The following is a 12,941-nucleotide window of genomic DNA, read 5'->3' on the forward strand; positions in this document are numbered from 1 at the left end:
GGTCTCTCGACCGTTAACCATACCTTTCAGGCCGGCAATTTGCAGCCTTTTCTCAAATTTTCAGGAATATCCTTACTCTTTAAGCGTTACCGTTTGTTTCAGTAAGGCACGCAACTCCGGGATGCACGACCCACAGTTGCTGCCGCAGCGCAGCTGTTGTCCCAGACTCTGCACCGAGTGGCAGCCGTCGGCGATCGCCTGGACTATCACCTTTTCACCCACGCTAAAACAGCTACACACGATAGCCCCCCGATCGAGGGTTATCCCACCAGGTTTGCCGCTCAGCAACTGATGGCGCATATCAGCCTGGTCTGGCGCCTGCGTAAACGCGGCGAGAATAGCGACGGGATCGATCTCAAGCTGCGTCGCCGCCGACCAGAATCCCAGCATCAGTTGCCCCTCCCGCCAGGCCAGGATATTCAGCCCCTGGCCCCAGTGCGCCTGCTGGATTTGCCAGCCTTGTGCCGTGCAGTACTGGCATAGCCAGCTGGCGAATTCCCTGTCTCCCGCCAGGGTATAGCGAAAAACCGTGTCCGCCGCTTTGCGCCACCAGTGAACAAAACCGGGCAGTGTTAATTGATGGCGGCTAAACATCTCCCCCTGCCATTGCGGCTGCCAGGGCATGATCCGCACCGCCGTCTGTTTACTTTCTGGCTGTCCGGAATGGGGATCGCACACCGGCGCAACCAGTGCGTTTACCCGACCCTGTCGGGCAAAGCTGTTGTTCCAGTGCATCGAGGTAAACGCGCTGCCCGCCCGCTGACCTGGCTGGATTGCCACCCTGCCCACCATCAGCCCTCGCGGGGAACTGATACGACACAGCGCTCCCCCGGTCAGCTGAAATCGTACGGCGTCCTCGGGTGACACCTCGACCAGCGGTTCGCTGATGTGCTGCATCAGGCGCGAAACGGTGCCGGTGCGGGTCATGGTGTGCCACTGGTCACGGATACGCCCGCTGTTTAACACCAGCGGATAGAGCGCATCACAGGCGGTTGTCATCCCCTGCGGCGTGACCGGCACCAGCCGCAAACGCTGGTTCGCGTGCCAGCCCTGCCAGAGGTTTAGCGGCGCTAGACGTCGACTGACCGGCCAGCGAACCGGTGTCATCTCTTCCCACTGCGCGTACGTCATATCGGCCAGGGCACCAATATCAAAGGCGCGTTCCCCATTATTTTCAAAACCGGAAAGCGCCGCATGTTCACAGAAGACCTCCCACGCGTTTTGCCAGCTAAACGCCCCGGCATACCCCAGCTGTTTAGCCATCTGGGCGATAATCCACCAATCCGCACGCGCCTCACCGGGAGAGGACAAAAAGGCGCGCTGGCGAGAAATACGCCGCTCTGAATTGGTCACCGTGCCATTCTTCTCTCCCCAGGCCTGCGCCGGAAAGCGAATGTGGGCATAGCGACTGGTATCAGTGTCGGCCGCCACCTCGGAGACAATGACCAGCGGGCAGGCCGCCAGCGCCTGACACACGGCATGGCTGTCCGGGAGCGAAACCGCAGGATTAGTCCCCATGATCCACACCGCTTTAATCTGGCCGTTGCCAATAGCCTCGAACAGCTCGACCGCCATCAACCCCGGCGTTTGTGCCAGCCGCTCAGCGCCCCAGAAGCGGGCCACGCGCGACAGGTCCTGCGGGTCAAAACTCATCTGTGCTGCCAACTGCGTCGCCAGCCCGCCTACCTCGCGACCGCCCATCGCGTTTGGCTGTCCGGTCAGCGAAAATGGCCCGCACCCGGCGCGGGCGTATTTGCCGCAGGCCAGGTGGACGTTGATGATCGCATTGCATTTATCGCTGCCGCTGGCGGACTGGTTAATGCCCATGGTGTACAGCGTGACGACCTTTGGCGCATGCATAAACGTGTCATAAAATGCGTTAACTTCCGCCACCTCCAGCCCGCAAAACTGCGCCACCCGCGCCACGTCCCAGTCTCGCGCGATAGCCAGCGTTTCTGCTGCCCCGTCAAAATCCCCCCGCACGGCACCGTCGGTGGCAATTCGGTTCAGTAAGCCCACGAACAGCCCGCCGTCGCTGCCAGGCAGCAGCGGCAGATGCAGATCCGCAATATCACAGGTGGCAGTACGTCGGGGGTCAATAACCACCACCTTCAACAATGGATTGGTTTGTCGCGCCTGCACCAGCCGCTGGTACAGCACCGGATGCGTCCACGCGGCATTTGAGCCCACCAGCACCACCAGATCGCTGCACTCAATATCTTCATAGCTGCAGGGCACCACGTCGGCACCCAGCGCCCGCTTATAGCCAGTCACCGCCGACGACATACACAGTCGCGAATTGGTATCGATATTGGCCGCCCCGATAAAGCCTTTCATCAGCTTGTTGGCCGCGTAGTAATCTTCCGTCAGTAGCTGACCGGAAGCGTAAAAGGCCACCGCCTGCGGGCCGTGCTGGGCGATAATGCTGCGCAGACGCGTGCCTGCGGTTTCCAGCGCCTGCGACCAACTGACCTTCGCCCCGTCAACCGTCGGCTGTAACAATCTGCCGCTCAGCCCGGTGGTTTCCGCCAGCGCCGCGCCTTTGACGCACAGGCGACCAAAGTTTGCCGGATGGTCAGGATCGCCCCGGACGTTAACGCCTTTTTCGCTCACCTGGGCGATCACCCCACAGCCGACGCCGCAGTAGGGACATGTGGTACGTATCTCACTCATGAGGCCTCCGCGCGCAGAATCAATGCCTGATTGCCCACCCACACGTTTCCATCCACCACTTTCACCGGCCAGGCGCGTACCGCCTGCTCGCCGCTGTCAACCTGTCGACCATCACGCAGGCGAATGCGCTGTTTATACAGCGGCGAAATCACAACAGGCTCACCGGCCACATCCCCCAAAATGCCGCGCGAAAGTACCTGAGCGTCACTGCCGGGTTCACGATTATCCAGCGCATAAATCGACTGACCAAAACGGAAGAGTGCGATTTGCAGGTCACCCAGTAGGGCACCAATCCCTGCCTGTTCCGGGATCGCCTCAAGCGGGCAGATCGCCTGCCAGGGTTTCACCGGCAATGTCTCACGAGCATGGCGTACAGGGGGGGCCAACTGCGGCTGGCCGCGTAAGGCTTGACGCGCGATGGCGTCATCCGGGGCATCGCTGTTGACGTAAGAGCGAAACAGCGCCAGACGTTGCGGACTGCTGAGCGTGGTTTGCCACTCGCACTGGTAGCTTTCCACTACCCGCGCCATCTCTTGTTCCAACTCGCTGGCAATACCTAAGCTGTCGTCCAGAATAACCTCACGCAGGTAATCAATACCGCCCTCGAGATTGTCCATCCAAGTACTGGTGCGCTGCAGGCGGTCCGCGGTGCGGATGTAGAACATCAGGAAACGATCGATGGTCTGAATCAACGTGGCATCATCCAGATCGCTGGCAAATAGATCGGCATGGCGCGGCTTCATGCCGCCGTTGCCGCACAAATACAGGTTCCAGCCTTTATCCGTGGCAATGACGCCGACATCTTTCCCTTGGGCTTCGGCACACTCGCGGGTACAGCCGGAAACCGCCATTTTGATTTTGTGCGGTGCGCGCAGGCCCTTGTAGCGATTCTCCAGCGTGACCGCCAGTCCGGTTGAGTCTTGAACACCGTAGCGACACCAGGTTGAGCCGACGCAGGACTTCACCGTACGCAGCGACTTCCCGTAAGCGTGCCCAGTCTCGAACCCCGCCTCGACCAGCTCGCGCCAGATATCGGGCAACTGTTCGAGCCGCGCACCGAAGAGATCGACCCGCTGCCCGCCGGTAATTTTGCTGTACAACTGGTAGCGTTTAGCAATATGACCAATGGCAATCAGGCCATCCGGCGTCACTTCCCCCGCTGGCATGCGCGGGACCACCGAATACGATCCGTCTTTTTGAATGTTGGCAAAATAGCGATCGTTGGTATCCTGCAACGGCAGATGCGCAGGTTTAAGCAGATACTCATTCCAGCAGGAGGCCAGCACCGACCCCACCAGCGGTTTACAAATTTCACAGCCGTGCCCGTGTCCATAGCGGGCAATCAACTGTTCGAAAGTGTGAATATGATTCACCCGCACCAGATGATAGATTTCCTGACGCGACCAGGGAAAGTGTTCACAGATATCCTTTTTGACCTCCACACCCTGCGCAGCCAGCTGATGCTCCATCACCTGTTTGACCAGTGCGCTGCACCCGCCACAGCCGGTTGCCGCTTTGGTACACTGTTTTATTGCACCGATATCCGTCGCCCCAGCGCTGACCGCCCGGCAGATATCGGCCTTGCTGACGTTATGACAAGAACAAATCTGTGCGGCGTCAGGGAGTGCCGCCACCCCAAGCACTTTCGGTGCGCTACCCGCCACGGCAGGCAGGATCAGCAATTCCGGCTGCGCGGGCAGCACCAGTCCGTTCAACATCATTTGTAGTAGCGTGGCATAGTCACTGGCATCGCCCACCAACACGCCGCCCAGCAGCGTTTTGCCGTCGGCGCTGACGACGATTTTCTTGTAGATTTGCTGTGGGCCGTGGGTCCACTGATAGCTTTGCGCCCCCGGCGTGCGCGCCTGCGCATCACCAAATGACGCCACATCAACGCCGAGCAGCTTGAGCTTAGTGCTCATGTCCGCCCCGCCAAAACTGGCCTCTTCCCCGGCCAGCCGCGCGGCGGCAACGCGCGCCATCTGATAGCCCGGCGCCACCAGTCCAAATATCCGCCCTTCCCACAGCGCGCACTCGCCAATGGCGTAAATGGCATCATCTGACGTGCGGCAGTGGCTATCAATGCTTATTCCACCGCGATCGCCGAGGTGTAAGCCACTGCTGCGAGCCAGCGTATCCTGCGGGCGGATACCGGCGGAAAACACCACCAGATCGGTATCCAGCCGCTCTCCGTCGGCAAAATGCAGCACCAGGCCGTCTGGCGTACGCTCAATTTCGCGGGTGGATTTTGCGGTATGCACCCCCACCCCCAGCGCCTCAATTTTTTCGCGCAGCATAGCGGCGCCGGCATTATCCAGTTGCACCGCCATCAGGTTCGCGGCGAATTCAACGACATGGGTTTCCAGCCCAAGCTGGCGCAGCGCATTGGCCGCCTCCAGCCCAAGCAGCCCACCGCCAATCACCACCCCACGCCGGGCATTTTTCGCTTTTTCCGCAATGGCATCGAGATCATCGAGCGTACGGTAAACAAAACAATCCGCGGAATCACCGCCTTTTACCGGCGGCACAAACGGGTACGATCCGGTGGCCAGCACCAGCGTATCCCAGTGGGTTTCATGGCCGCTGGCGGTGCGGATAACCCGTGCTTCACGGTCGATCTCGGTCACGCAATGCGCAAGACGCAGCTCGATACCGTGACGCGCAAAGAAGTCCTCTTCCACCAGCGACAGCGACTGCGCGCTGCGCCCGGCGAAATACTCGGAAAGATGCACCCGGTCATAGGCGGCATAACGTTCTTCGCCGAACACCACGATGTGATACTGCATATGCAGGTTGCGGCTTACGCATTGCTCGAGAAAATGGTGGCCAACCATACCGTGTCCCACAACAGCCAGCGTCGGTTTTGTCATCGTCATCAGTCCTGCAGCCGGTGGCTGCGTATCAAAGCGGTCAAATAGCCAGGCAGAATTTGCCGTCGCGGGTGCGCCCAGCAAATCGGTGAGCGGCGCGGCGCTGCGGCAGTTGCCCATTAACAGCACGCCGTGGAGTGTTCCGTCGCGGATCAGCAGACGGCGGTAGTGTCCGCTGAGCGGATCCCAGCTACTCAACGCGGTATCCGTAGGTTCGGCGTCCGTTAGCCCCGCGCTGAACAGTTCGATGCCTGTCACCTTCAGGCGCGTGCCGCGATCCTGCCAACGAAATCCCTCACCGTCCTGACCTGCCAGGCGCGCCGCCAGCACCTCAGCCTGCTGCAGGCACGGTGCCACCAGTCCCCAGGTCTGGCCGTTAATTTCACAACACTCTCCCACCGCGCTGATGCCTGCAACGGTGGTACGCAGCTGTGCGTCCACCACGATCCCCCGTTGGCAGCTCACGCCGCTCTCCTGCGCCAGGCGGATGTTGGGTTTGACGCCGGTCGCCATCACCACCCGCTGCGCGGCCAACTGCTCACCATCCAGCAATGTGACGCAATCGCCCTCAATGCAGGTAATCCCGGAATTGAGTACGCAGCGAATACCGCGCGCTGTCAGCTGGGCCTGCAACAGATCGCTGGCCTGCCGATCCAGCTGGTGTTCCATCAGGCGTGCGGCGCGATGAATCAACGTGACATTGTCACCTTTTAGCCGTAGCGCTGCCGCCGCCTCCACGCCGAGTACGCCGCCGCCAAGCACCACCACCGGACCTGGTTGTTGCAAGATGGCCTCCACATCCGCCATCGCGCGAAACGGGTGCACATGCGCCTGTTCAACGCCGGGGATTGGCGGAATAAACGGCACCGAGCCGGTGGCAAAAACCAGCTCATCCCATTCAAGGATGCGCCTGGTGGTCGTCACGTGGCGGCGAGCGGCATCAACGGCCAGCACGCGTTCCCCGCTCAGCACCGTCACGCCGTGGTCGATATACCACTGGCGCGGATGAAGCAGCGTATGGGCAAAGGGCTTCTCGCCGCCCAGCACCGGTGACAGCTGGATGCGGTTATAGGCCAGTTGCGGTTCCTCTCCGATAAGCGTGATCGCGATGTCGCCGCACTTGTACGCCAGCAGCGCCTCGGTCAGGCGCGTCGCCGCCATGCCGTGCCCCACAATGATCAGTCGTTGCGTCATATCGCCCCCTTACGCCGCCTTCGGCTGTTTCTCATACAGGAAGTGGAGAATGCATTGCCGCAGGTGGTGATAACGGCTGTCATCCGCCAACTGGACGCGGTTACGCGGGCGCGGCAGATTTACCGCCAGAATCTCGCCCACCGTGGCCGCCGGGCCATTGGTCATCATCATCACCCGATCAGAGAGCAGCACCGCCTCATCGACGTCATGGGTAATCAGCACAATGGTGGTGTTCAGCGATTGCTGGATCTGCATCACCGTGTCCTGCAAATGTGCTCTGGTGAGTGCATCCAGCGCGCCAAACGGTTCATCCATCAGTAGCACTTTGGGTTTCATGGCCAGCGCACGGGCAATACCCACTCGCTGCTTCATGCCGCCGGAAACCTCGCCTGGATGTTTGTGCATCGCGTGGCCCATCTGCACCCGTTCAAGATTGTGCGCAATCCACTCGCGCCGCTCGGCCTTGTTCATGGTGCGGCGAAAGACCTGATCGACCGCCAGCGCCACGTTGTCAAAGCAACTCAGCCACGGCAGCAATGAATGGTTCTGGAATACAACCGCCCGCTCCGGCCCCGGCCCGGCAATTTCGCGGTTATCGCAAAGCAGGCCGCCTTCAGTGGGTAACGTGATGCCCGCGATCAGATTCAGCAACGTCGATTTCCCGCAGCCGGAATGACCAATCAGGCTGACCGTTTCCCCTTCATGGATATCAAACGAGACGTTTTGCAGCGCCAGAAACTCGCCGCTGGCGGTGGAAAAACGTTGGCTCACTGCCTGTACCTGAATAATGGGTTTCATGCTGTCTCCTTATTTTTCCTGCCAGCTAAAACGACGGGCGACCCGCATCAGCCCCTGCTCAAGCAGCAGGCCCACGACGCCGATAATGACAATGGCGATAAGAATGTTTTCGACGTTGAGGTTGTTCCACTCATTCCAGATCCAAAAGCCAATGCCCAGTCCACCGGTGAGCATTTCGGCGGCCACAATCACCAGCCAGGCAATACCGATAGACAGGCGCATGCCGGTGAGGATCGCCGGCAGTACCGCGGGAAAAAGAATGCGGCGCATCACCGTCCATTCAGAGAGCTGCAGCACACGGGCAACGTTGAGATAATCATCAGGAATTCTGCGCACCCCTTCGGCGGTGTTGATCACCATCGGCCAGATGGAGCAGATAAAAATAGTCCAGCTGGAGGCCGGTTCCGCCTTTTGAAACAGCAGCAACCCAATCGGCAGCCAGGCCAGCGGGCTGACCGGGCGCAGCAGCGCGACCAGCGGTGAAAACATGTGTGAGGCGAAGGTAAATCGGCCAATCAGAAATCCGAGCGGGATGCCGACTAGCGCCGCGAGGCCAAAACCGATGGCCACCCGCTGCAATGACGCCAGCACGTTCCAGCCGATGCCCATATCGTTCGGCCCATTGTTATAGAACGGGTCAGCAAACAGCGTTAGCGCCGAGTCCAGCGTGCTGAGCGGCGTCGGAAACCCCTGGCTGTTGATCGCCGCCAGTTGCCAGCACACCACCAGCAGGCCCATCCCCAGCAGCGCGGGCACGGCTCGTCTGACCCACGCGTGCAGCCACAAATAGGCCGGCGTTTTGCGTTTTCTCACCGTCTCGGCGGCCAGCGTGATCACCTCACCCACAGCCGGTTCAGGGGTTTTTAGTTGCGTGTTTTGTTTCATCTCAGGCTCCTTTACGGTGGAGGGTAAAGCGGTTGGCATACGCTTCCGGGTCGCGACCGTCCCACACGGTACCGTCCATCAGCGTGCTGGTACGCAGTAGCTGCGCTGGCGGGGTTATGCCGCCTACGGCCGTCGCCGCGTCGCGCCAGATATCAATACGGTTGACCCTGGCCGCAATATCCGCATAGTCCGGTGCCTGCTTAAGCAGTCCCCAGCGGCGGAACTGCGTCAGGAACCACATGCCGTCCGAGTGCCACGGGAAGCTGACTTCTCCGTCACGAAAGAATTGGATCGGGTGCGCGTCCTGCCAGCGATGACCAGCACCGTTGTCGTATTCGCCCAGCATGCGCCCGGTCAGGTACTGTGCTTTGGTATTGAGCCAGGCGCGCCCGGCAAGGATTTGCGCCGTTTCACGTTTGTTGGCCTCGCTGGCGTCAATCCAGCGCGACGCCTCAAGTACGGCGCTGACCAACGCCCGGGCGGTGTGCGGATGCTTCTCCACCCATTCCCGGCGCGTGCCGAGCACTTTTTCCGGATGATCGGGCCAGATTGTCTGCGAGGTAGCGGCGGTAAATCCGATGCGGTCGTTAATGGCCCGCGCATTCCACGGTTCGCCGACGCAGAAACCGCTCATATTGCCGATGCGCATGTTCATCACCATTTGCGGCGGCGGCACCACCACGGTACGGATATCGGTAAACGGATTGATGTCGGCGCTGGCCAGCCAGTAATAGAGCCACATGGCGTGCGTGCCAGTAGGAAAGGTATGCGCGAAGGTGTAGGTTCCTGGCGCCTGCCCGGCAATCAGCTTTTTCAGCGACGGTGCGTCGGTGATCCCCTGCTCCTGCAGCGCAGCAGACAGCGTGATCGCCTGGCCGTTTTGGTTCAGCGTCATCAGATTTGCCATCGCCTGCGGTTTGCTGGCGATGCCCAACTCCAGCCCGTACAAGAGTCCATACAGAACGTGGGCGGCGTCCAGTTCGCCGGAAACCAGTTTGTCACGTACCGCCGCCCAACTGGCCTCTTTGCTGGGCACCAGCGTAATGCCGTACTTTTTATCAAAGCCTTTCAACGCGGCAATCACCAACGGCGCGCAGTCAGTGAGGGGAATGAAGCCCACTCTGACCGTGGTCATTTCTGGCGCGTCAGACCCTGCAGCCCACACCGATGGCATCAGGCCGGAAATCAGGGATGCCCCCCCGATGGCGGCGCTGGCCTGCAGGAATCGCCGCCGCGTTAGCAAAACTGTTCTGTCATCCATACATGCTCCCCATAACAAAAAAAAAGCGCCCGGCAATGCCGAAGCATTGCAGGACGCCTTTATCCTCAAAGCAGACAAACCGCCGTTGGTCTGTTGCTAAACTGTCTGTAGAGATGAATGCAATTCGGATGCCAGAATTTCGCTGGCGCGCTGAGCGGCTTTTACCTCCCGGTGACGTTATTTTGCACCCGAATATGGCAGAGGCTGCTCGTCTGTTGTGCAGCCGCTATCCCTGAATGAGTGATTTCACGGTCAACAGCGCACGGGCGATATCCACCATCCGCTGATTTTTATCCATCGCCATTTTGCGCAGCCGTTGCCAGGCCTGTTCCTCACTCATATTGTGATGATTCATCAGTACACTTTTCGCCTTATCAATCACCTTCCGCTCTTCTAACGTATCCTGTAGCGACGCCAGTTGGCCGCTCATCTGCTCGAGCTGGCGTGCCTGCTGGCGAACCAGCAGCAGAAGCTGTTTGTCGCGACGCAGGCAGAGGTTGTCATCGGCGCTATCATCAAGCCAGTTATCGAGCGGCAGCGCGTTGGCGTCTTCCGCCAGACGCCGCTCAACGGCCTGCATCAGCTCGCCGATCAGCCTCTCCTCCACGTCGCGTAAACGTTCCAGCCGCTGGGTCTGCAACGTAAACCAGCGCAGCGTGCTTTCGCCGTTATCGGCCTGCGGGTGTCGCGTGCAAACCTGTCGACGCAACTGTTCAATCGTGCCAGAGGCTTCACACTGCTGGCGAAAATGCTGCACCAGCGCCGGTGAGGCCAGTGAGCTAAAGGCTTCAAAGCACGGCTGCTGTCCGTCGATCCGATCCACCAGCGCCTGGCGCATAGGCGGCTCAAATTCGCCAAGCGTAAAGCCAATCGCGCCCAATGCCCGCTCTTGCCCCACCAGCTCTTTGCCCTGCATAAAGCTGTACAGGGCCACCATCCCGCGGGCAACGTAGGGGTCATCAATACTGTCATTAAGTTGCGGGACAATACCGAGCACATGCCGCAGCGCACGGTTGTACTGCGCCATGGCCTGTTGCGCATCTAACGCCTGCCCGCTGACCGCTTCACGCAATGCGGGCAACTGCGCCAGGCACCAGACGGTACCGGCGATGCGATGGCATAGCGTGCTGCTGGCCTGCGGCATAAGCTGCGTAAACAGCGCGTGCAGTTGTCGACATTCCTCATCCACCAGTGCGCGGCTGGCACGGACCTCCGGACCGTAAAGTGACCCACGGGAGCACAACCAAATGTTGGATGCACCGCGTTCGCACTGTAGCATATGCACCAGATGGCTAATGCGCGTCACCAGTTGGCCTGACTGCGCCAACTGGCGAAGCTGGGTATTCTCAAGCTGACGTGCGTGGTGAAACCATTGTGTGGCACCGGGGTCTTGCGCATGTGTCATCATCTCTGCTCTCACGGATAACGGGTTTTCCCAAAGAGCTAGCAATATCCATGCCCCCCTGACAACAGGAGTCAAAATGCAAAAGATAGTGATCGTCGCGAACGGTGCGGCCTATGGAAGCGAATCGTTATTTAACAGTCTGCGTCTGGCCATTGCCCTGCGCGAACAGGATGACAGCCTCGATCTGCGACTTTTTTTGATGTCGGACGCGGTAACGGCGGGAATACGCGGGCAGAAGCCGACGGAAGGCTACAATATTCAGCAAATGCTGGAGATCCTGACCGCACAAAATGTGCCGGTGAAACTGTGCAAAACCTGCACCGATGGTCGTGGCATCACCACGCTGCCGTTAATCGACGGCGTTGAAGTCGGAACATTGGTGGAATTAGCCCAGTGGACGCTGGCGGCGGATAAGGTGTTAACCTTCTGATAGACGACTTTTCAGGCAAGCGCACTGAAAGAGCCGGATATTTCCAGATTTAATCTGCCAGGGCGCGGTTACGCTAAACGTAAGCACGCCCTTTCAACGCTTTTCAGGGATTTTGTCATTTTTGTTTAATCGTTATGCCATTTTTTGATCAAAATCAGCATCCTGTCCCTCCCCCTTTGGTGTTATGCCATGAGTGAAATGTGAACAACATCACGCAGCACTTTCGACAGAAAGTACGTTGTTTTCAAGAACGGGGTGAAAAATGGCATTAGTGAAGGCAAGTTTGAAATTGTTTGGTGGAGATACCGTGGTGGTGCGCTGTTCTGAGCGCTGTCACATTCATCTGATGAGCGAAAAAAATCACGTCAAAGACACGCAGACCGACATTTTAAGCGTGCAGGATCGTGATAACGCATGGTTGACCGTGCCGTATACCGGCACGTGGAATGTTCTGATCGACAGCCACAGCCAGTCTCTGGAACATTCCATCAGTTATATCGCCGCCTGACAGTTAGCTGCCCGAAAGCACTCTCGCTTATCGGGCAGTTCGCCGACTCAGGCAAATCCTGGCCGCATGACCCCTTCCGGTAACACCTCGCCCAGCAGTCGTTTGACCGTGACGATCAGTTCGCTCAGGCAATCATCCTGCATGCCTAACCGGGACAATTCCTGTTCCAGCGAGAACAGATACTGCGCATTGGTTCCCAATGGTCCGCTGGCGGTAGCGATAAGCGGCGCGATCACCTGCGCGCGCGTATCTGCCTCAAACAGCGGATGCCGTGGGTCCATAATAAACACCAACGCATTGACCGTTTGCCCGTTATCGAGCGTGAGCTGACACCAGGTCGGAAGATAGCAGCCGGTGATCATTTCGCGCTTCCACAGCAGCGTCAGCTCTTGCTCCAGCGAGGCGTCCGGTAAGCGGTAAGCCACACCGGTGGTGCGGCCCCCTTCTTTCAGAGCCAGCATCCGTCCTGGCTGACACGCCGTGCCTCGTCCCGCCGTCAGGCGCAGACAAAATGCCCGATGCCAGCCGACTAACGTGCCGGTACACGACTCCTCAAACTCTAAGGCCGGGTTCCACATCAACGATCCATAACCAAAGATCCACACCGGTCCATCATCTGGTCGGCACGCGAGCGTGGCAGCCAGTGAGGCTGCCCGTTGTTCCGCTGACCAGAGTAGTGATTCTTCAATAGCACCAAATGCCGTCTTACAGTCGGCATTCAATAAAAAATCACGCGTTAACACCTTACACCTCCGCCACTGCAACGTCCCTGCGACAACTTTTTGACGCCTTCCGGGCTTTTTTGCTGCTCATTTTGAAACCAATATCAGGACAATAGGCAATTCACCGGCTGCATGCAAGGCAACAAAGACTCAACGGCACTTTATATCCTGTACTGATGGCGCGATCGGGACCGA

Annotated in this window: 9 protein-coding genes; 2 read left to right on the forward strand and 7 right to left on the reverse strand. The window is 59.1% G+C overall.

Annotated elements, in window-relative coordinates; all coding sequences use genetic code 11:
- Positions 1-72 precede the first annotated feature (72 nt).
- From QNN86_RS18505 to nasR, 6 genes are all read right to left on the reverse strand, one after another.
- Positions 73-2,673 carry a molybdopterin-dependent oxidoreductase gene (locus tag QNN86_RS18505; protein WP_414212084.1) on the reverse strand — a complete coding sequence of 867 codons (2,601 nt, stop codon included), beginning with the start codon at positions 2,671-2,673 and terminating at the stop codon, positions 73-75.
- On the reverse strand, positions 2,670-6,737 hold the full coding sequence (nirB, locus tag QNN86_RS18510) for a nitrite reductase large subunit NirB (protein WP_414212086.1): 4,068 nt from the start codon (positions 6,735-6,737) through the stop codon (positions 2,670-2,672). Before nirB ends, QNN86_RS18505 begins: the two co-directional genes overlap by 4 nt.
- A gap of 9 nt (positions 6,738-6,746) precedes the next feature.
- Complete coding sequence (locus QNN86_RS18515) at positions 6,747-7,535, reverse strand: ABC transporter ATP-binding protein (RefSeq protein WP_414212088.1); 789 nt, start codon at positions 7,533-7,535, stop codon at positions 6,747-6,749.
- A 9-nt stretch (positions 7,536-7,544) separates the two neighbouring features.
- The gene (gene ntrB, locus QNN86_RS18520; protein ID WP_414212090.1) at positions 7,545-8,420 is read right to left on the reverse strand and encodes a nitrate ABC transporter permease; all 876 of its coding nucleotides are present in this window, start codon (positions 8,418-8,420) and stop codon (positions 7,545-7,547) included.
- 1 nt (position 8,421) lies between these two features.
- Positions 8,422-9,681 carry a CmpA/NrtA family ABC transporter substrate-binding protein gene (locus QNN86_RS18525; RefSeq protein ID WP_414212092.1) on the reverse strand — a complete coding sequence of 420 codons (1,260 nt, stop codon included), beginning with the start codon at positions 9,679-9,681 and terminating at the stop codon, positions 8,422-8,424.
- 226 nt (positions 9,682-9,907) lie between these two features.
- Entirely contained in the window at positions 9,908-11,089 is a 1,182-nt protein-coding gene (nasR, locus tag QNN86_RS18530) for a nitrate regulatory protein NasR (RefSeq protein ID WP_117342907.1), read from the reverse strand.
- Between the two features lie 73 nt (positions 11,090-11,162).
- Here nasR and QNN86_RS18535 point away from each other — a divergent pair, with 73 nt between their 5' ends.
- Entirely contained in the window at positions 11,163-11,516 is a 354-nt protein-coding gene (locus QNN86_RS18535; RefSeq protein ID WP_096756774.1) for a DsrE/DsrF/TusD sulfur relay family protein, read from the forward strand.
- A gap of 262 nt (positions 11,517-11,778) precedes the next feature.
- Complete coding sequence (locus tag QNN86_RS18540) at positions 11,779-12,024, forward strand: DUF1883 domain-containing protein (protein WP_096756773.1); 246 nt, start codon at positions 11,779-11,781, stop codon at positions 12,022-12,024.
- Between the two features lie 47 nt (positions 12,025-12,071).
- Here the strand turns inward: QNN86_RS18540 and QNN86_RS18545 are convergent, their stop codons facing one another.
- Positions 12,072-12,767, reverse strand: a complete 696-nt coding sequence (locus QNN86_RS18545; RefSeq protein ID WP_279278021.1) for a gamma-glutamylcyclotransferase — start codon at positions 12,765-12,767, stop codon at positions 12,072-12,074.
- Between the last annotated feature and the right edge of the window lie 174 nt (positions 12,768-12,941).

This window comes from Citrobacter sp. C348 (assembly GCF_047467975.1).
In the GTDB taxonomy this organism is placed as follows: domain Bacteria; phylum Pseudomonadota; class Gammaproteobacteria; order Enterobacterales; family Enterobacteriaceae; genus Citrobacter; species Citrobacter gillenii.